We start from the raw sequence: 18893 nt of genomic DNA, 5'->3' as shown, positions 1-18893 counted from the left end.
CTCAGAGCTTCTCGACCGGCGCGTACCGCAGCAGCAGCCGCTTCGGCTTCCCCTCGCCGAAGTCGATCGTCGCCTCCGCCTTGACGCCCGCGCCCGCCACCCCGACGACGGTGCCGAGCCCGAACTGGTCGTGTGTGACGCGGTCCCCGACGGCCAGCGCGATCGCGGGCTTCTCCTCGGCCCCCCGGCGCGTCGCGAACCCGGAGCCGCCCTGGGCGGAGGACCGGGAGGTCCGGGACGAGGACAGCGAGGACGCGACGCTCGGCGGCGGCGCGGCGGGCGCGCCCGTCCGCTTCCAGTCGACGTGCGTCGCCGGGATCTCCTCCAGGAACCGGGAGGGCGGGTTGTACGAGGGCTGCCCCCAGGCGCTGCGGAGCGTGGAGCGCGTGAGGTAGAGCCGTTCACGCGCGCGTGTGATGCCGACGTAGGCGAGGCGGCGCTCCTCCTCCAGCTCCTTGACCTGGCCGAGGGCGCGCATGTGCGGGAAGACGCCGTCCTCCATGCCGGTGAGGAAGACGACGGGGAACTCCAGGCCCTTGGCGGTGTGCAGGGTCATGAGCGTGATGACTCCGGAGCCGTCCTCGTCCTCGTCGGGGATCTGGTCGGAGTCGGCCACCAGGGCGACGCGCTCCAGGAAGGCGGCGAGGCCGCGGGGTTCCTCGCCCTCGACGGTCTCCTGCTCGAACTCCAGGGCCACGGAGGCGAGTTCCTGGAGGTTCTCGATGCGGGTCTCGTCCTGGGGGTCGGTGGAGTTCTGCAACTCGGCGAGGTAGCCGGTGCGTTCGAGTATGGCCTCCAGGACCGTCGCCGGGCCGGCGCCGGACTCGACGACCGTGTGCAGGTCGTCCATGAGTTCGTTGAACCGCTTGACGGCGTTGGCGGAGCGGGCGGCCATGCCGTACGCCTCGTCGACCCGCTTGAGTGCCTGCGGGAAGCTGATCTTCTCGCGCTGGGAGAGGGCGTCGATCATCGCCTCGGCGCGCTCGCCGATGCCCCGCTTGGGGACGTTGAGGATGCGGCGCAGGGGGACGGAGTCCTCGGGGTTGGCGAGGACGCGGAGGTAGGCCAGGACGTCCCTGACCTCCTTGCGCTCGTAGAAGCGGACGCCGCCGACGACCTTGTAGGGCAGGCCGACGCGGATGAAGATCTCCTCGAAGACCCGGGACTGGGCGTTGGTGCGGTAGAAGACCGCGACGTCCCCGGCCTTGGCCTCGCCCTCGTCGGTGAGGCGGTCTATCTCCTCGGCGACGAACTGCGCCTCGTCGTGCTCGGTGTCGGCGACGTAGCCCGTGATGCGGGCGCCCGCGCCGGCGTTGGTCCACAGGTTCTTGGGGCGGCGGGACTCGTTGCGCTCGATGACCGCGTTGGCGGCGGAGAGGATCGTCTGCGTGGAGCGGTAGTTCTGCTCCAGCAGGATCGTCGTCGCGTTCGGGTAGTCCTCCTCGAACTGGAGGATGTTGCGGATCGTCGCGCCGCGGAAGGCGTAGATGGACTGGTCGGCGTCGCCGACGACGCAGAGTTCGGCGGGCGGGACGTCCGCGGCGTCCCCCACCAGGGGGGTCGTTCCCACGAGTTCCCGTACGAGGGCGTACTGGGCGTGGTTGGTGTCCTGGTACTCGTCGACCATCACGTGCCGGAAGCGGCGCCGGTAGTGCTCGGCGACGTCCGGGAACGCGCGCAGCAGGTTGACGGTCGTCATGATCAGGTCGTCGAAGTCGAGGGCGTTGGCCTCGCGCAGGCGCGACTGGTAGAGCGCGTACGCCTGGGCGAGGGTCTTCTCGAAGCCGTCGGACGCCTGGGCGGCGAAGTCCTCCTCGTCGATCAGCTCGTTCTTGAGGTTGCTGATCTTCGCGCTGAAGGACTTGGGCGGGAACCGCTTGGGGTCGAGGTCGAGATCGCGGCAGACGAGGGCCATGAGCCGCTTGGAGTCGGCCGCGTCGTAGATCGAGAACGACGAGGTGAAGCCGAGCTTCTTGGACTCGCGGCGCAGGATGCGCACGCACGCGCTGTGGAACGTCATGACCCACATCGCGTTCGCGCGCGGGCCGACGAGCTGCTCGACGCGCTCCTTCATCTCGCCGGCGGCCTTGTTGGTGAAGGTGATCGCGAGGATCTGGCCCGGGTGGACGTTGCGCGCGGCGAGGAGGTACGCGATGCGGTGGGTCAGGACGCGGGTCTTGCCGGAGCCGGCGCCGGCGACGATGAGCAGGGGTGAGCCGGCGTGGATCACCGCCTCGCGCTGGTTGTCGTTCAACCCGTCGACCAGGGCGGCCGGGTCGAGGACGGGGCGGGGGGCGCCGTCGCGGTAATGGGCGTCCCGGGCCGGGGGCAGGTCGAACTTTCCGTCGAACAGGTCGGCCGGGATCTGCTCCGGGGCCTGGTCGTCCTCGGGCGGCGGAGGGGGTTCCTCGGCGTGCCCGCGCGGGGCCTGGAGGTCCGCCAGGAAGCTGTCGTCAAAGAGGCTGCTCATCGCTCTCCGAGTCTAGAGGCCGCCACTGACAACCAGGGCCGGGTCCCCGGGAATCCCCACGCTCACCTTCCGGATCGCCCCTATCACAACCGGTGATGACCTGCGGGGACTTCGGCACAGGTCACAAAAACGTACCGGGCATATCGCCCGCCAACCTTCACAGAAGCCACACGAATTGGCTACCGTTCCGGTCAGGGCCGCCCGTCCCCCACCGGCGAACGTCGCCGGGCCGCGCGGCCCACGCCGAGTCCGGCCCGCCCCGGTGCGCGAGGCAGCCGGAGCCGGGGACCCACCGAGAACCCAGGGTGAATCGGCCGACCTCCGCCGGGGAAGGCCGTAGGGCAACCTTCCGCGGCACGACCACCGCCCGAACCCTCCTCCAGAGCCAGAGCCTGGGGGACCCCCACCGCTAGCCCGGCAGGCGGTACAAGGAAGGAGTCGCCTCCTTGGCGTCGCATCAACGCAGGCTCCGCTGGACGGGCATGCGCGCGTCAGGCGTCAGCGCCCCCGCCCTGGCCACGGCCGCCGTCACGTCCATGGCGATGTTCACGCAGCCCGCCGAAGCCGTCCCGGACGCCGCCGACGGCAGACCCGCCCTGGAGGACGTCGAGGCCAAACTCGACGCCTTCTACAGCAGCCAGACGGGCTCGAAGAAGGACACGGCCGCCAAGGAGAAGGAGACCAAGCGCGCCAAGACCTTCCTCGACACCGCGGCCCGCTACCGCACGCAGGAGCCCCTGCTCCCGCCGCCCCCCGCCCTGCCGCCGCTCCCGTCCTTCCCGCCGTCGGTCGCCCACGACTTCACGGCCGCCCCGGACACCCACGAGCAGGCCCCGCGCAGCTCGGACCGCATCCCGGACAGCTACGACGCCGTCGTGCCGCTTCCCTCGGCGCCGCCGGAGTTCCCCGAGGCCGCGCCGCTCCTCGCCGCGCCCGCGAGCGCGCCGCAGGCCCTGCCCGCCGACGATCCCGACGGCGATCCCGAGGGCGGCCTCAAGGGCGCGAAGTCGATCGTCCAGGGCAAGCTGAGCAAGGCGCAGGCGCTGCTGTCCTTCCACACCGCGAACCAGCCGAAGGCGGCCCCCCGGCAGCAGGAGGCCGCGCCGGTCTCCGCCGAGGCGGAGAGAGCCCTCGCGTTCGCCCGGGAGCAGCTCGGCAAACCGGTCGTCCTCGGCGCGGCGGGCCCCGGCTCCTTCGACGGCCCCGGGCTCACCCAGACCGCCTGGAAGTCCGCCGGGGTCGGTCTGCCGCGCACCGCGTTCGGCCAGGTCACGGCGGGCAAACCGATCCGCCTGCCGGACGCCAGACCGGGCGATCTCGTCTTCTTCCACGACGACATCACCCACGTCGGCATCTACACCGGCGACGGCCTGATGATCCACGCGCCGCGCCCCGGCGCGTACGTCTGCGAGGAGTCGATCCACTTCGCGGGCACGTCGGAGATCCACAGCGTGGTGCGCCCGGCCTGACAGCACGTGTCACCGGCGCCTTCGCGGCGCCGGGCCACGGCGGGGCGCGGGCCGCCGGCTCAGGTCCAGAGCACCGCGATGAAGATGTTGACGACGGTCAGCAGGCCGACCGTGGCGAAGAGGGGCTTCTCGACCGTCTCGTCGTCCCGCTTCACGTAGGTCAGTCCCAGGACGACGACCAGCAGCGCCAGCTTGACACCGATCTTGATGTTGTCGACGTGCTGGTCGTCCGCCTGGTTGAGCCCGACCAGGATCACACCGGTGACCAGCATCGTCGCGGCCCCGTGCAGCATGCCGGGGACGAAGCGGGCGGTGCCCTGCCCCATCGCCTTCATCTGCGTGAGGAACCCGCCGAGCAGCGCGGCGATCCCGATGATGTGCAGGCCGACGAAGAAATGGATGAGTACGTCCATGAGGCCGGAGCCTAATCAGCGGCCGGCCGCGTCCCGTCGGCCGCCCCCTCGTAGCAGCCGCCTCTCGTAGCAGCGCCCCGCGTAGCAGCCGCCCCCGCCCGGCGGGCCGAAATCCCCGGTTCGGTCAACACGGCGACTCGCCCCGCCCTCGAAGGCGGGATCGGTATGCACATACGGTCACCGGACAACTCTCTGGAATCACTTCCGCACATCGCGTTACCCAAACGTCACAGCGCGGCCTAGCGTCCTGCCCCAGGTGCCCGGCTCCCCACCGCCGCCCAGGCCAGGGGCGGCAGTCGGACACCACCGCCGAGAAGGTCCGGCGGCGTCGCGCTCCCCCTGTGCGGGGCGCCGCCGGACGCGCCTCCCGTCCCGCTCTCCCCACTCCGACGGGCCCCCGGGCGCACGGGGCGGTCGTACGGAAAGGACGTGCAGGTCCAACGTGGCAGCGCACCGCAAGCCCCGTCAGCGCACGGGAGTCGCGCACACCGCCCGCACCGCGGCGACCCTCGCCCTCGCGGGCGCGGCGACCGCGACGGCCTTCGACGGGACCGGACAGGCCGCGCCGGAGCCGACGGCGGCCCAGGTGAAGGCGAAGGTGGACAAGCTGTACCGGGAGGCCGAGGTGGCCACCGAGCAGTACAACGGCGCCCAGGAGAAGGCGCGGACCGCCGAGCGGCGGCTGAACTCCCTGCGGGACGAGGCGGCCCGGCAGGAGGCCGAGCTCAACTCCGAGCGCGACAGGCTGGGTTCGCTCGCCGCCGCGCAGTACCGCGACGGCGCCCTCGACCCCACCGTCCAGCTCGCCCTCTCCTCCGACCCCGACCACTACCTCGACGGCGCCGCCTTCGCCGAACGCGCGGACGCCCGCCAGTCCGCCGCCGTCTCCCGCGTACGACGCCGGCTCGCCGAGGTCGAGCGGCTGCGCGGCGCCGCGCGCGTCGAACTCGACTCCCTCGCCGCCCGCCGGGCCGAACTGCGCCGCCACAAGGAGACCGTCACCGGCAAGCTCGGCGCGGCCCGCCGTCTGCTCGCCGGGCTCTCGGAGCGGGAACGGCAAGAGGTCACCGGCGACACCTCACCGGCCGGTGCCCCGGCCCCGCGCGCCTCCCGGGGCACCCGCGCCGCCCTGCCGGGCCCCGGCGACGTCCAGGCCCCCGACTCCCGCGCGGGCGCCGCCGTCGCCTACGCCTACTCCAAGCTCGGCAGCCCCTACGTGTGGGGCGCGACCGGTCCCGACGCCTTCGACTGCTCCGGTCTGATCCAGGCCGCCTACCGCTCCGCCGGGCTCTCCCTGCCGCGCACGACCTACGCCCAGATCGGCGCCGGCCGGCGCGTCTCCCGCTCCGAGCTGCTCCCCGGCGACCTCGTCTTCTTCTACTCCGGCATCAGCCACGTCGGCCTCTACATCGGCGGCGGCAAGATGATCCACGCCCCCAACCCCTCCGCGCCCGTCCGCATCGCCCCCATCGACGAAATGCCGTTCGCGGGGGCGACACGGGTGTCGTGAGGGGAGCGGTGCCGCCGACGGACGCCGCGGCGCCCCCTCAGACCAGCCGGCGCGCCGTCGCCCACCGCGTCAGCTCGTGCCGGTTCGAGAGCTGCAACTTCCGCAGGACCGCCGAGACATGGGACTCGACGGTCTTGACGGAGATGTACAGCTGCTTGGCGATCTCCTTGTACGCGTACCCGCGCGCGATGAGCCGCAGCACCTCCCGCTCGCGCTGGGTGAGGCGGTCGAGGTCCTCGTCGACCGGGGGTGCGTCGGTGGAGGCGAAGGCGTCCAGGACGAAGCCGGCCAGCCTCGGGGAGAAGACCGCGTCGCCCTCCTGGACCCGGAAGATCGAGGCCACCAGGTCGGTCCCGGTGATCGTCTTCGTGACGTACCCCCGCGCGCCGCCCCGGATGACCCCGATGACGTCCTCCGCGGCGTCCGACACGGACAGCGCGAGGAACCGCACCGGCCTCTCGGGGTCGCTCGCCATGTCGGCGCACCGGCGCAGGACTTCGACGCCGCCGCCCCCGGGGAGGTGCACGTCGAGGAGGACCACCTCGGGGCGGGTCGCCGTGATGACGGTGACCGCCTGGTCGACGTCCGCCGCCTCCCCGACGACCTCCACGCCCGTCTCGTCCGTACGCCCGATCTCCGCCTGGACCCCCGTCCGGAACATCCGGTGGTCGTCGACGAGGACGACGCGCACCCGCCGCTCCCCGCCGCTCTGGGGTGCCTCCTCGGCTCCCGCCGCCCCGGTGGCCCCGGTCTCTTCGGTCGGCTCGCTCATCACGTCTTCTCCACCCTCTCCATCTCCAGCTCGACTTCCGTACCGCCGCCGGGCACCGCCCGCAGCCGTGCCGTACCGCCGTTGCGCTCCATGCGCCCGATGATCGATTCTCTGACGCCCATGCGGTCGGCGGGTATCGAGTCGGGGTCGAAACCGGGGCCGCGGTCCCGGACGGACACGAAGACCGTCCTCTCCTCGACCTCGGCGTAGACCTGGACGGCCCCTCCCTCGCCACCGTACTTGGCGGCGTTGACCATCGCCTCGCGCGCGGCCTGCATCTGCGCGGACGTCCTCTCGTCCAGCTCGCAGTCGCCGACGACGACCACCTCGATCGGCACCCCGTGCTTGTCCTCCACCTCGGCGGCGCTGCGCCGGACGGCGTCGGCGACCGTGGTCGGTTCGTCCTCCTCGTCCTTGCCGGTGCCCTCGGGGTTGTAGAGCCAGGTGCGCAGATCGCGCTCCTGGGCGCGGGCGAGCCTGCGGACCTCCGGGGCGTTCTCCGCGTTGCGCTGGATCAGCGTCAGGGTGTGCAGCACCGAGTCGTGGACGTGGGCCGCGACCTCGGCGCGCTCCTGGGCGCGGATGCGCATGAGGCGCTCCTCGGAGAGGTCCTGCGTCATCCGGACGAGGTACGGGCCGGCGAGCAGGGTGATCCCCACGAGGACGGCGAGGGCCGCCTGGAGGACCGAGCCGAGGTGGGCGGCGGAGCCCTGGAGGACGAAGACGCCGGAGACGCCGGCGGTGACGAGGAGGATGCCGCCGAGCGTGCGCACCAGCGTCAGCGTGCGCCGGCGGCGGCCGACCTCGACCCAGCGGGCCCGGCGGGCGTTGTCGGCCTGCCGCCAGACGAGGGCGACCCCGGCGCCGACCAGGACGATCGGCAGGAAGTACACGCGGGCGCCGGTGCCGACGTCGACACTGCTGACGAACACCATGGCCAGGACGACCATGAGGCACAGGGCGAGGAGCTGGCCCCGGTCGGGTTTGCGGGCGACGAGCCTGCGGCGGCCGTCGGGCGCGGTCTCCGTGGACACCAGGGAGGGCGGGCGCTGGCCGGCGACGCCGCCGACGCCGAGCGGGACGAAGAACCAGAACGCCGCGTAGAGCAGGGCGCCGAGGCCCTCGCCCATGAACAGGCCGACGAACACGAGCCGGACCCAGATCACGGGCAGCCCGAGATGTCCGGCGAGCCCCCGCGCCACTCCGCCCAGCCAGCGACCGTCGCTGCTGCGGTAGAGCTTGCGCGGAGGCCGCGGTTCGACGAGGGGTGCTGCTGCGGCTTCCGGCATGTCGACGATGGTTCCACGGCCGGGCGGCCCTGACATCAGGGTTCGCCCCCGAGACTCCCCTGATCCCGGCACCCTCAGGAGTCGAACGGTCCCCTGGTCTCCCCTCAGGGCCGATATCAGGGTCGGACCAGGGTCGTCCCGGCTCCCGCGAGGGTCCTCGACCCGCCACCATGGAGGCATGGCAGATCACGAGCACGCCGCGGACTCCGCGTCGGACGAGCCGAGGGGCCCCTCCGAAGCGGACGACGGCCTGCGCGCAAGGAGGTCCGCGGGAGCGACGGCGACGGCGGAGCAGCCCGAGCCGGCCGCGCGGGACGGCCTCCGCTTCCGCCGGGACCGCGACCACAAGATGATCGCGGGCGTGTGCGCGGGCCTGGGCAGGCAGTGCGACATGGACCCGGTGATCTTCCGCATCACGCTGGCCGTCCTCTCCGCGACGGGCGGCATCGGCCTCATCTTCTACGGCTTCGCCTGGCTCTTCGTCCCCTACGAGGACGACGGGGAGAACGAGGTGCGCAGGCTCCTCACCGGCCGGGTCGACGGGCAGGCCCTGGCCGCCGTGCTGTTCGCCCTGGTCGGCTGCGGGATCTTCCTGTCGATGCTGAGGAACGGCGACGTCCTCACGTTCGCCGCGGTCCTCTCGCTGCTCCTCGCGGGCGCCGGGTACTGGTCCCGCAACCGCGACACCTCCGAGACCGCCCCCCTGACCGCGCAGGCCGCGGCCGACGCCCCGCCGGAGCCGAAGGCCCCGCCGATCACGGCGACGTTCCCGTCCTGGTGGCGGGACCCGATCGTCAAGGACGGCACGCACGTCGGGGGGACGGGCTATCTGTGGGGCCCGGGCGACTCCGGCGCCCCCGACCTCGGCTCGTTCACGACGGTCGACCTCTCGGGCCACCGCCACCACAACCCGCACCACCAGCACCACAACCCCCAGCACCGCAACCCGCACCACCTCCACCCCCGGCGCCACCCCGCCGCCCAGCTCCCCCGCTGGATCGGCGGCTGGCTCTTCTTCCTCTCCCTCGGCGCGGGCGCCCTGGCCACCCGCCTCACCTGGGACGACCACCCGCTGGGCACGAGCCTCCAGGCCGGTCTCGCGGCGGGCCTGATCGTCCTCGGCCTCGGCATCGCCGTCAGCTCCCTCCTGGGCCGCACGGGCGCGGGATCGATCTTCCTCGCCCTGGTCACCGCGGGCCTCCTCGCGGCGACGACCGCCGTCCCGAAGGACATCACGACCCACTGGCTCGACACGACGTGGAAGCCCGCCACCTCGGCCCAGCTCCTGCCCTCGTACGACCTGGGCACGGGCCAGGGCACCCTGGACCTCTCGGCCCTGGACCTCACGAAGACCACCGGCGCCGGTACGGAGATCAGCGTGGGGATGGGCAAGCTGCGCGTGATCGTCCCCAAGGGCGTCACCGTGCGCCTGAGTGTCGACGTGGGCCTGGGCGACATCCGACTGCCGGGCGACAACGAGAAGGACGTGGACGTGCAGCCGGGACGCCACAAGGAAGTCACCCTCACCCCCGCCGCGGGCACGACCCCGGCGGGCACCCTCGACCTCTCCGTCCACGTGGGCGTCGGCCAGGCGGAGGTGTCCCGTGCCGCGTCATGAGTTCCGCCCCGGCCGCCTCGTCGCGGGCCTCTTCTTCGCCCTGACCGGCGCGGTCTACGCGGGCGACGCGGGCGGCCTCTGGGAGACCCCGTGGTTCGCGGTCGTCCCCCTCCTCCTCTTCGGCCTCACCCTGGCCGGCGCGGCGGGAGCGACGGCCCGCACGGTCCGCAGACGCCGGGCCCGCCGAACCGGCGCGGACGGCTCCGCCACCACCGCCACCGCCACCGCCGCCGCCTCAGCACAGCCCCAGGACCGCCCCCCGACCCCCGAGCCCACACCCCCGTACACGCCCTGGGACAGAAAGGAGCCCTGACCCGGGAACCCACCGGCCCCCGGGACACACGAAAGGGGGCCGGCCCCGAACGGAACCCGCCCCCACACCCTCACCCACCCGGGCTCACCCGGACACGACAGCGCCCGGAAGCTACAGCGCCCCGAGCCCCCCGTCCTTGCGCCGCCGCTCCCGCAGCACCGCGTCCACGGACGCCACCGACGCCCCCGCCAGCACGAACGGCAGCCACGCCATCATGTAGGGCAGGTCGTTGCCGTAGTAGTAGGGGTCGGACGCCCAGCTCACCGTCAGCCACAGGCTCAGCGAGATCAGCAGCCCGCCGAGCGCGGCGATCCGGGTCAGCAGCCCCAGCAACGCCCCGATCCCGACGGCCAGTTCACCGAGGGCGATCGCGTACCCGAACCCGACGGGGCTCTTCAGCGCCAGGTCCACCAGCGCCGGGATCGCCGAGGAGTCCCGCACGGCCCGCATCGTGTCCCCGAGGGACCCGGCGCCCGAGTCCTTCATGAACGCGCTGTCGGTCAGCTTGTCCAGCCCGGCGTAGATGAAGGTCACCCCGAGGAACACCCGCAACGGCACGAGCGCGTACCGCGTCGCGACGTCACGCCAGTTCTGCCCCCCGCCGACCGCGGAAGGATGGGTGTCCGTACGCATCCCGTGAGCCATAGCAGTCCGCCACCTCTCGTCCACCCCAGTGTGAACCCCTCACCCGACCATACGGACGGGAGATGCGTCCCGCTCACCACCCGACATGACTGACAGCAAAGCGACAGCCAACGCTCCCCCGCCCACCCACCGAGGCCCGGACACGGCCCAGGCACGCCCCTCCCGGCCGACGCGACGCCCCTACTCCGCCACCTCGATCTCGTACCGCCCCGTCTCCACGCCCGCGGCCGTCACCACCTGCACCTCCACCTTCCCCGGCTCCACCTCCACCGGCACGGGCACCGTCAGCACCGCGTCCGTCGGGTTGCTGAACCCCCCGGCGACCGGCACCAGCGGCACCTGCACGTGCACGGCCCCGACCCGGACGACCATCCGGGCCAGCCGGTCGGCGCCTTGCGCCCCCGGCGGGACGAACCCGGCCCCCCGGATCTCGATGTCGTCCCCGCCCCGGATCGGCCCGTCGAGATCGCCGGCCTCCCGCGAGCGCACCACGGAGAGGATCACCGGCCGCCCGCCCTCGGCGTACTTCCCGGCCAGGTAGGTCCCCGCCGAGACCAGCACGACCAGCGCCAGCCCCCAGGGCAGATCGGGGAGTTGGTCGGGCCGCCGGGCGAGCCGGACGAGGGTGAAGACGAGGGCGACGCCGCTGATCACGACGTACTGGATGTCGGCGAACGCGCCCCGACCGGAGTCGTCGGTCAGCAGGTCGGCGGCGCGCGGCCGGTGCGCCCGCACCTTCTGGAGCCGCTGCCCCAGCACCCGCACCCCGACGACCCGCCGGACGAGCACGGCGATCCCGCAGACCACGGCGAGCACGGTCACCACCCCGGCGCCCCGGGCGAGTTCGAGCCCGTCGAGCAGCGCGTCCCGCTCGGCGGAACCGGAGGCGGCGGTCAGCTCCCCGACGAGGACGAGCACGGAGTACGCGACGACGAGCACCCAACTCCCGGCGACGACACGGGAGGTGGAGATCCGGTTGTCCTCGCCGACGACCGGCGCGAGCGCCCCGCCCCGCCCCCGGTGGAACCAGGACGCGGCGCTGAGCGCGCACCCCACGACGACGGCGGCGAGCAGCCCGGCCGTACGGGCGGTGCTCCACCCGGCGCCGACGGCGGTCAGCGCCTGCACGAGCAGCAGCACGACGACCCCCAGCCACACCGGGACGACGGTCCACCGCCACAGCCCAGCGAGCCACGCCTCCCCCTCGGCCCGCCCCCGCTCGGCGACGTCCCCGGCGGACTGGGTCAGCTCCTCGGACACCCACTGCCGGGAGGCGAACGCGGAGTGCGCGACGGCCGCCGGCACCCCCTCCCCGGCGGCGAAGGCGTCCCGTTTCACCAGGAACGCGGCGACGGCCCGCCGATGCCCCTCCCGGGCCCCGTGCGGACACCCGCCGCACGTGCACCCGCCCGCGTGCACGCCCCCGGCGCCGACCCCGGCCACCTGCCCCGTCTCCCGCACCGCCACGCCCGACGACCGCCTTCCCGCGACCAGACAACTCCCGTGCGACGAGAGCGAATTGTGCCCTACCCGGAGCCTTGTCCGCCGACCGGCCCGACGACCGATATCGACCGACACCGAAGTGGCCGCCCCGACCACCCCGAACCACCGCGAAACGACCGCACATTGCATACGTCCGATCCCGAACGGACGCGCCCCGGCCCCTGTTGACCCCCCTGCGACAATTCCCTTATGGCCGAGATCATCCAGCGCGACGGGACCTGGGCCTTCGACGGTACGACGGTCAGGATCACCCCGGGCCTGCACCGCAGCGTCCCGCTGTTCCGGCAGACGTACGGGGAGGTCGCGATCCCACTGGAGGCGGTCGCCGGCGTCGTCTACGAACCGGAGCGCAGGCGGGGCAGGTTACGCGTCCGGCTGCGCGAGGGCGCCGACCCGCTGCTCCAGGCGACCGGCGGCCGGCTCCCCGACCCGGCCGACCCCTACCGTCTGACGGTCGATCAGGACAGCAGCGGCACCGCCGAGTTCGTCGCCGAGGAGATCCGCAACGCCCTGCTCCTGGACCAGATCCCGAAGGACCCGACGGGGGCGTACCTGCTGCCCGGCCCGCCGGTCCCGGTGTCGGTCCGCTCCTCGGACGGCACGGTCTCCTTCGACGGCAGCCGCGTCCGCATCGACTGGGCGGACACCTCGGACCGGGTGAAGCGCGCGACGGGCCCCCGGGTGATCGCCGTCGGGGACCTGCTGCGGGTCGAGTGGATGCCCAACTCCGGTTACGACGACGGGTTCCTGAGGTTCGTCACCCGGGACACCGTCTTCTCGAAACTCCCGCCGGAGAAAGACCCGTACACCCTGGACCTGTGGGGGAACACCCGCCGGGACCTGCTGACGGCGCTGGTCGCGACGGCCGTCACCGCCCGCCTCCCGCACCCCTCCACCCGCCCGACGCGCGAGGAACTCCCGGCCCCGCCCGCCCAGTCGGCCGACCACCACGACGTACTCCTGCGCCGCCTGCGGGAGTTGGGCGAGCTCCACCGCACGGGGGTGCTCACGGACGAGGAGTTCACGCGGACGAAGTCGGTGATCCTGCGCGGATTCTGAAACGCCGGCGCCCACACGCAAACGCCCAGCCCCCTCAAACGCCCAGCCCCCCCCCAATCGGTCGGGCCCTCCGAAATACCTAGCTCAACAAATCAGGCTCGCTCCTGCTGATGTCCTGCCACAGCGGCTGATAATTGATCCACGCCACCAGATCACCCCCCGACTGCTCCCGTGTAGCAACCGCTTGCCGCCGCTCCACCAACACCGGCCGCCCCGCCGCCCGCGCGGTCAACTGCACCTGACTCGACCGTTCCATGGAGAGAAACCACCAAGCGGCGGCATCCACGGAATCCCCCACGGTCAACAACCCGTGATTACGCAGCACAAGCGCTTTCCGCGACCCCAGCGCGGCAGCGATCCGCCGCCCCTCCTCCGCGTCGACGCTCACCCCGGTGAACGCGTCGTACAGCGCGTGGTCCTCGAAGAAGGCGCAGCTCTCCTGGGTGATCGGATCGAGCAGCTCCCCGAGCGCGGCGAGCGCCCGCCCGTACACGGAGTGACAGTGCGCGACGGCGACGACGTCGGGCCGCGCCGCGTGCACCTGCGCGTGCACGGTGAAGGCGGCCTGGTTGACGTGGTAACTCCCCTCGACGACCTGCCCCTCGGAGTTGGCCAGCACCAGATCGCTCACCGTCACGTGCCGGAACGGCATCCCGAACGGGTTCACCCAGAAACAGTCGCTGAACTCCGGGTCCCGCGCGGTGATGTGCCCCGACACCCCGTCCTCGAACCCCTGCCGCCCGAAGATCCGTACGGCGCCGGCGAGCCGTTCCTTCCGGTGGCGCCGTTCGTCCTCCAGCGATTCGTGCATCGGCGGCATCGCGAACCGGAGCCGGTCGGTGGGCAGGGGGGCAGGCGGCGTGGGCCCGGACATCGGTCCTCCAGCAATGGTTTTCGCTACAGAGCCGGAAGTTACCGCCGGTCAGCGCAGAAAGGCAGGGCCGTTATGCAAAGATGACGATTTCCGTCACAGAAACACACGGCACACCCGACAGAAGATGTCGGGATACGGCGTAAGACTCGGCCTATGACGACTAACCCCGCACCCGTGGACTGGGCCGCGTTCCGCACCGCCGAACCCGTCCTCGCGACGACCGTCGAGGAAAGGTTCGCCCAGCACACCCACCATGTCCTCGCCACACTCCGGCGCGACGGTTCCCCGCGCACCAGCGGAATCGAAGTCCGCTTCCACGAAGGCGAGTTGTGGCTCGGCATGATGCCGGGCTCCCTCAAGGTCCTCGACCTGAAACGCGATCCGCGGTTCGCCCTCCAGGCCAACCCCGGCGAGGGCACGGGGATGGGCGGGGGCGACGTACGCGTCAGCGGGCGCGCGATCGAAGAGCACGGCCCGCTGAAGGCGTCGTACGTGAAAGAGGTGGAACCGCCGGAGCCGTTCCACCTCTTCCGCGTCGAACTGACCGACGTCACCAGGACGTTCGTCGAGGACGAGACCTACCTGGTCGTCGAGGTCTGGCGGCCGGGCGGGCCGGTGCGCGTGATCAAGCGCACCTGAGCCCCCTCGGCGCCGGAGCCCCTCAACAGGGGCTCTACTCCCACTCGATGGTGCCCGGGGGCTTCGAAGTGACGTCCAGGACAACGCGGTTGACGTCCGGGACCTCGTTCGTGATCCGCGTCGAGATGCGGGCGAGGACGTCGTACGGGAGGCGGGACCAGTCGGCCGTCATCGCGTCCTCGGAGGAGACCGGGCGCAGGACGATGGGGTGGCCGTAGGTGCGGCCGTCGCCCTGGACGCCGACCGAGCGGACGTCCGCGAGGAGGACCACCGGGCACTGCCAGATCTCGCGGTCGAGGCCGGCGGCGGTCAGCTCCTCGCGGGCGATCGCGTCGGCCTCGCGCAGCAGGTCGAGGCGGTCCTTCGTGACCTCGCCGACGATGCGGATGCCGAGGCCGGGGCCGGGGAACGGCTGGCGCTGGACGATCTCCTCGGGCAGGCCCAGCTCCTGGCCGACCATGCGGACCTCGTCCTTGAACAGCTTGCGCAGCGGTTCGATCAGCTTGAACTCCAGGTCCTCCGGGAGTCCGCCGACGTTGTGGTGCGACTTGATGTTCGCGGTGCCGGTGCCGCCACCGGACTCGACCACGTCCGGGTAGAGCGTGCCCTGCACGAGGAACTCCACCGCCGGGCCCTCGTCCGCGATGATGTCGGCCTGCGCCTGCTCGAAGACGCGAATGAACTCGCGGCCGATGATCTTCCGCTTCTCCTCGGGGTCGGAGACCCCCTTGAGCGCGTCCAGGAACCGCTGCTCGGCGTCGACGACGACCAGCTTGGCGCCGGTCGCGGCCACGAACTCCTTCTCGACCTGCTCGGTCTCGCCCTTGCGCATCAGGCCGTGGTCGACGTAGACGCAGGTCAGCTGGGAGCCGATGGCGCGGACGACGAGGGCCGCGGCGACCGCGGAGTCGACGCCGCCGGAGAGGCCGCAGATGGCGCGCTTGTCGCCGACGAGCTCACGGATCGCCGTGACCTGCTCCTCGATGACATTGCCAGTGGTCCAGTCCGGCTTGAGGCCGGCTCCCCGGTAGAGGAAGTGCTCCAGGACCTGCTGGCCGTGCGTGGAGTGCATGACCTCGGGGTGGTACTGGACGCCGTAGAGCTTCTTCTCGTCGTTCTCGAAGGCGGCGACGGGGACGACGTCGGTGGACGCGGTCACCGCGAAGCCCTCGGGCGCCGCCGAGCACGCGTCGCCGTGCGACATCCAGACGGCCTGCTCGGCCGGGGTGCCCTCGAAGAGGGTGGACGACACCTTCGAGACGTGCAGGTCGGTGCGGCCGTACTCGCGGGCGCCGGTGTTGTCGACGGTGCCGCCGAGGGAGCGCGCCATCAGCTGGAAGCCGTAGCACATGCCGAAGACGGGGACACCGGCCGCGAAGAGCGCGCCGTCGATCTGCGGGGCGCCCTCCTCGTACACGGACGACGGTCCGCCGGACAGGATGATCGCCGCCGGGTTCTTCGCGAGCATCTCCGCGACCGGCATGGTGCTGGGCACGATCTCGCTGTACACCCTGGCCTCGCGGACCCTACGGGCGATGAGCTGGGCGTACTGCGCGCCGAAGTCGACGACCAGAACGGTGTCGGGGGCGGCTGGGGTCGCTGATGACACGGGGGCCTTCCGGCGGTGGGTCAGGGTGTGTGGGTCCGATTCTACCGGGGCGGGAGGAGGGGGCCGGGGGCGCGGGCTCGGGGGCTGCGGAAGGGCGGCGGGGGTGGGAGGGCTGGGGGCGGGCGCGAGGGGCGGGTGTGGGGGGGGGCCGGGGCGGGAGGCCGGGGCGGGGGGGCGGGTGCGGAAGGGCCGGTGCGGGAGGTCGGGGCAGCGGCAGGGGCGGATGTGGGGGGGCCGGGGCGGGCGCGAGGGGCGGGTGCGGAAGGGCCGGTATGAGATGCCGGGGGCGGGTGCGGGGACCGGCCACAGGGGCGGCGGGGAGGACGGGAGCCGTGCGGGGGCCGCGGGCGGACGCGCGGGACCACGGGACGCCGGGGCAGCGGCGGACGCACGGGACCACGGGGCAGCGGCAGGGGCGGTGGGCCGGAGGCGGGGGCGTGGCATACTGGGCCCATGTTCTCGACCACGACCTTCCTCTTTACCTATGGCACCCGGCCCGCCGGCTGCCATGGTCGTGCTTGAGCGTAAAGCCGAGCGACTTCCCAGGCGCCCCGGGCCGACAAGGCCCGGGGCGTCTGGCGTTCTTCCGGGGCTTGCCGGTCCGGGGCGCACACCACCTCAAGGAGCCCCGCATGACCGCCCTCGACACCACCGGCGCGAAGACCGCCGAGGCCGCCGACATCATCCACGGCGCCCGTGACCGCATCGACGCCCTCGACGACCGCATCATCGGCCTCGTCCAGGAACGCGTCGCCGTCTCCGCCGTCGTCCAGGACGCCCGCATCGCCTCCGGCGGCCGGCGCGTGAACCTCTCCCGCGAGATGGAGATCCTCGCCCACTACAGCGAGGCCCTCGGCAAGCCGGGGACGACGCTGGCGATGACGCTGCTCGAACTGTGCCGGGGCCGCATCTGAGGCACCGCCCCACCCCCGGCATCTCGCCTTCCTCGCAGATGAGTTCGGGCCTTCCCTCACCCGTACGGCGCGTGACCGCCCCCGGCGGCCGTCGTTGGTACCGGTGTCCGTGCCAGCCAGGCGCGGGCCCGGAAGAACCACGCGTGGCTCGTTGGAGCGATGAGACGTACGGATCGTGCCGTGCGTCGTGGGACCTCGCTCCAGAGTGATGACCGGACGGCAGGGGACAGCAGCCCGGTCATCCAAGAGAAACGGTCGGCCTCGGGGACGCCCGAGGCCGACCGGCGGAAACTGCAAAAATCTACAAGGGCCGGGTCAAACGGTTGCGGCGGCGCCGTTCATCCAGCACGATGCGTACAAGCTCCACGTCCCCCCACGAATCACCGCATCGCTGTGCACGGCGAGGCGGGTACACCGGAACGTCGACTGCCAAAGGTCCAGACCAGTGCAGATCGGCAGCGGACGGGCCGGCCCACGCACCACCCACAGCGGCGCACCCCCCGGCGCCGTTCCCGGGAGGCACCGGCGCTGCCCTGACGCCGGTGCTGACGAAGAAGGGCCCCGCGGCTCCGTCCCGCGGGGCCCTTCGCCCTTTTCCGTACGGCAGTTCAGATCCGAGACAGGGTCCCGCAGGGCCCCTCGGCCGCGCCCTCGGTGAACTCCTTGCTTCGGTCGTACGGGTCCTCCTCGGGGCCCGTGGGCGTCGGCCCCGTCGAGCGATCCGCCAGGAACTCCGGCCGCAGATATCCGTCGAACCGGCCGCACGTGGAGTTTCCGCTGGTCATCCGGTATGCGGTGATGAAGAGCTTCCCCGGGGTCACCTGGTAGCGCACCGGATCGGACATCTCGAAGTCGATGACGCGCCGGACGATGGTCCGGGTGGCCTCCGCATCCCCGTCGGCCGTGGGCGTGGACGCGCGGACGACGGGATAGACGAAGGTGTAGTCGGTGTGAACGGCGACCGAGCCGTTCTTCCCGGGGCCGAAGGTCATGCGCCCACGCGTCTTGACGACGTTCCCGGCGATCCGCACCTCGGCGGGGTCGAACCGGCTGAACAGCAACAACGGGTCGTGCTCCTTGTCGGCCTTGCGCAGCGCGGTGCGCATGAGGTCGCGTACGTCCGTCTGGATCGGGTCGATCTGGTTCAGCACGGCGTTCGGGCTCCCGCCCTTCAGAACGGCGGGGTCGAGGTTGGCGTCGACCAGGAAGGTCCTTGTCAGGGCCAGGTAGTCCTGGACCTGCGCCTTCGAGAACCCCTTCACCGCCGTCGCCGCCGGCGCCACGATCCCCGCCGCCCCGTCCGCCCACTGGAGCGCGGGCGAGCCCGCGAAGGGGCGGGCCTGCGTGGGGGCGTCCGGGTCGACCTCGCCGGGGGCGCCGCTCGGGGCGGCCGTCTCGGGCGGCAGCGGGGTCGCGGCGACGTCGGTGCCGTCCGAGCCCGTACCGAAGGGGTCGCCGGGGATGACGGACGGCTTCATCGCGACGAAGGCCAGCGCGGCGGCGACAGGGACGCCGACGAACGTCCACAGCCGGCGCCGTCTGCGCGCCCGCTCCTCCGTGTCGCGCCAGGCCGGGCCGGTCCGCCAGCCCTCCGGGAGCTGCCCCTTCGCCTCCTGCTCGCGCAGCCGAGCGGCCACCATCCGGGCCCGCGCGGACGGCTCCTTCGGCGCGTCCCCGGAGCCCCCCTCCCCGCTCTCGCGAAGGAACTTCTCCCAGTCGTCGTCAGATATCTCGGGCACGGCGGCCTTCCCCCCAAAGTCTGAAAAAAACGATGCGCCCCCATACGGCTGTGCGCG

General features: G+C 72.4%; 15 protein-coding genes and 1 pseudogene. 7 read left to right on the top strand and 9 right to left on the bottom strand.

Features of this window, described 5'->3' with window-relative positions; translation table 11 throughout:
- Position 1: 1 nt before the first annotated feature.
- Positions 2-2470, bottom strand: a complete 2469-nt coding sequence (gene pcrA, locus ABZX85_RS19370; protein WP_355869611.1) for a DNA helicase PcrA — start codon at positions 2468-2470, stop codon at positions 2-4.
- Between the two features lie 446 nt (positions 2471-2916).
- On the opposite strand from pcrA, the gene ABZX85_RS19365 reads away from it, so the two are divergent.
- Entirely contained in the window at positions 2917-3939 is a 1023-nt protein-coding gene (locus ABZX85_RS19365; RefSeq protein WP_355869608.1) for a C40 family peptidase, read from the top strand.
- Positions 3940-3998: 59 nt separating this feature from the next.
- Here the strand turns inward: ABZX85_RS19365 and ABZX85_RS19360 are convergent, their stop codons facing one another.
- On the bottom strand, positions 3999-4352 hold the full coding sequence (locus tag ABZX85_RS19360; RefSeq protein WP_355869605.1) for a hypothetical protein: 354 nt from the start codon (positions 4350-4352) through the stop codon (positions 3999-4001).
- 442 nt (positions 4353-4794) lie between these two features.
- Between ABZX85_RS19360 and ABZX85_RS19355 the strand changes: the two genes are divergently transcribed.
- Positions 4795-5862, top strand: coding sequence for an NlpC/P60 family protein (locus ABZX85_RS19355; RefSeq protein WP_355869602.1), 1068 nt, complete (start codon positions 4795-4797; stop codon positions 5860-5862).
- A 37-nt stretch (positions 5863-5899) separates the two neighbouring features.
- Here ABZX85_RS19355 and ABZX85_RS19350 read toward each other — a convergent pair whose 3' ends face one another.
- Together ABZX85_RS19350 and ABZX85_RS19345 are read right to left on the bottom strand one after the other, a co-directional pair.
- On the bottom strand, positions 5900-6634 hold the full coding sequence (locus ABZX85_RS19350) for a response regulator transcription factor (protein ID WP_355869599.1): 735 nt from the start codon (positions 6632-6634) through the stop codon (positions 5900-5902).
- Positions 6634-7923 carry a PspC domain-containing protein gene (locus ABZX85_RS19345; protein ID WP_355869596.1) on the bottom strand — a complete coding sequence of 430 codons (1290 nt, stop codon included), beginning with the start codon at positions 7921-7923 and terminating at the stop codon, positions 6634-6636. The genes ABZX85_RS19350 and ABZX85_RS19345 overlap by 1 nt, the downstream gene beginning before the upstream one ends.
- Positions 7924-8101: 178 nt before the next feature.
- Between ABZX85_RS19345 and ABZX85_RS19340 the strand changes: the two genes are divergently transcribed.
- Both ABZX85_RS19340 and ABZX85_RS19335 read left to right on the top strand, forming a co-directional pair.
- The gene (locus ABZX85_RS19340; protein WP_355869593.1) at positions 8102-9541 is read left to right on the top strand and encodes a PspC domain-containing protein; all 1440 of its coding nucleotides are present in this window, start codon (positions 8102-8104) and stop codon (positions 9539-9541) included.
- Positions 9528-9725: pseudogene (locus ABZX85_RS19335) on the top strand (hypothetical protein); the annotation flags it as partial. The gene ABZX85_RS19340 and the pseudogene ABZX85_RS19335, both read left to right, overlap by 14 nt.
- Before the next feature lie 240 nt (positions 9726-9965).
- Here ABZX85_RS19335 and ABZX85_RS19330 read toward each other — a convergent pair.
- Positions 9966-10499: a DoxX family protein gene (locus ABZX85_RS19330; RefSeq protein ID WP_355869590.1), complete on the bottom strand. Its 534-nt coding sequence runs from the start codon at positions 10497-10499 to the stop codon at positions 9966-9968.
- Positions 10500-10679: 180 nt separating this feature from the next.
- Positions 10680-11966, bottom strand: coding sequence for a hypothetical protein (locus ABZX85_RS19325; RefSeq protein WP_355869587.1), 1287 nt, complete (start codon positions 11964-11966; stop codon positions 10680-10682).
- Positions 11967-12191: 225 nt separating this feature from the next.
- Here ABZX85_RS19325 and ABZX85_RS19320 point away from each other — a divergent pair, with 225 nt between their 5' ends.
- Complete coding sequence (locus tag ABZX85_RS19320) at positions 12192-13061, top strand: DUF4429 domain-containing protein (protein WP_355869584.1); 870 nt, start codon at positions 12192-12194, stop codon at positions 13059-13061.
- Positions 13062-13140: 79 nt separating this feature from the next.
- Here ABZX85_RS19320 and ABZX85_RS19315 read toward each other — a convergent pair whose 3' ends face one another.
- A complete protein-coding gene (locus tag ABZX85_RS19315) occupies positions 13141-13935 on the bottom strand; it encodes a class II aldolase/adducin family protein (RefSeq protein WP_355869581.1) in 795 nt (264 codons plus the stop codon).
- 153 nt (positions 13936-14088) lie between these two features.
- On the opposite strand from ABZX85_RS19315, the gene ABZX85_RS19310 reads away from it, so the two are divergent.
- The gene (locus tag ABZX85_RS19310) at positions 14089-14574 is read left to right on the top strand and encodes a pyridoxamine 5'-phosphate oxidase family protein (RefSeq protein WP_355869578.1); all 486 of its coding nucleotides are present in this window, start codon (positions 14089-14091) and stop codon (positions 14572-14574) included.
- Positions 14575-14608: 34 nt separating this feature from the next.
- Here the strand turns inward: ABZX85_RS19310 and guaA are convergent, their stop codons facing one another.
- Positions 14609-16183, bottom strand: a complete 1575-nt coding sequence (guaA, locus tag ABZX85_RS19305) for a glutamine-hydrolyzing GMP synthase (protein WP_355869576.1) — start codon at positions 16181-16183, stop codon at positions 14609-14611.
- A 632-nt stretch (positions 16184-16815) separates the two neighbouring features.
- On the opposite strand from guaA, the gene ABZX85_RS19300 reads away from it, so the two are divergent.
- Positions 16816-17097 carry a chorismate mutase gene (locus ABZX85_RS19300; protein WP_355869573.1) on the top strand — a complete coding sequence of 94 codons (282 nt, stop codon included), beginning with the start codon at positions 16816-16818 and terminating at the stop codon, positions 17095-17097.
- A gap of 608 nt (positions 17098-17705) precedes the next feature.
- Here ABZX85_RS19300 and ABZX85_RS19295 read toward each other — a convergent pair.
- Entirely contained in the window at positions 17706-18836 is a 1131-nt protein-coding gene (locus tag ABZX85_RS19295) for a hypothetical protein (RefSeq protein ID WP_355869570.1), read from the bottom strand.
- Between the last annotated feature and the right edge of the window lie 57 nt (positions 18837-18893).

This window comes from Streptomyces sp. NPDC004539 (assembly GCF_040610055.1).
GTDB lineage: Bacteria > Actinomycetota > Actinomycetes > Streptomycetales > Streptomycetaceae > Streptomyces.
This window is presented reverse-complemented; position numbering and strand designations above follow the sequence as displayed.

Bases quoted from the DNA above. Each gene is read 5' to 3' on its own strand.
- ABZX85_RS19330 (WP_355869590.1), bottom strand. From the start codon at position 10,499: ATGGCTCACGGGATGCGTACGGACACCCATCCTTCCGCGGTCGGCGGG.
- ABZX85_RS19300 (WP_355869573.1), top strand. From the start codon at position 16,816: ATGACCGCCCTCGACACCACCGGCGCGAAGACCGCCGAGGCCGCCGAC.
- ABZX85_RS19360 (WP_355869605.1), bottom strand. From the start codon at position 4,352: ATGGACGTACTCATCCATTTCTTCGTCGGCCTGCACATCATCGGGATC.
- ABZX85_RS19315 (WP_355869581.1), bottom strand. From the start codon at position 13,935: ATGTCCGGGCCCACGCCGCCTGCCCCCCTGCCCACCGACCGGCTCCGG.
- ABZX85_RS19350 (WP_355869599.1), bottom strand. From the start codon at position 6,634: ATGAGCGAGCCGACCGAAGAGACCGGGGCCACCGGGGCGGCGGGAGCC.
- pcrA (WP_355869611.1), bottom strand. From the start codon at position 2,470: ATGAGCAGCCTCTTTGACGACAGCTTCCTGGCGGACCTCCAGGCCCCG.
- ABZX85_RS19310 (WP_355869578.1), top strand. From the start codon at position 14,089: ATGACGACTAACCCCGCACCCGTGGACTGGGCCGCGTTCCGCACCGCC.
- ABZX85_RS19345 (WP_355869596.1), bottom strand. From the start codon at position 7,923: ATGCCGGAAGCCGCAGCAGCACCCCTCGTCGAACCGCGGCCTCCGCGC.
- ABZX85_RS19340 (WP_355869593.1), top strand. From the start codon at position 8,102: ATGGCAGATCACGAGCACGCCGCGGACTCCGCGTCGGACGAGCCGAGG.
- ABZX85_RS19320 (WP_355869584.1), top strand. From the start codon at position 12,192: ATGGCCGAGATCATCCAGCGCGACGGGACCTGGGCCTTCGACGGTACG.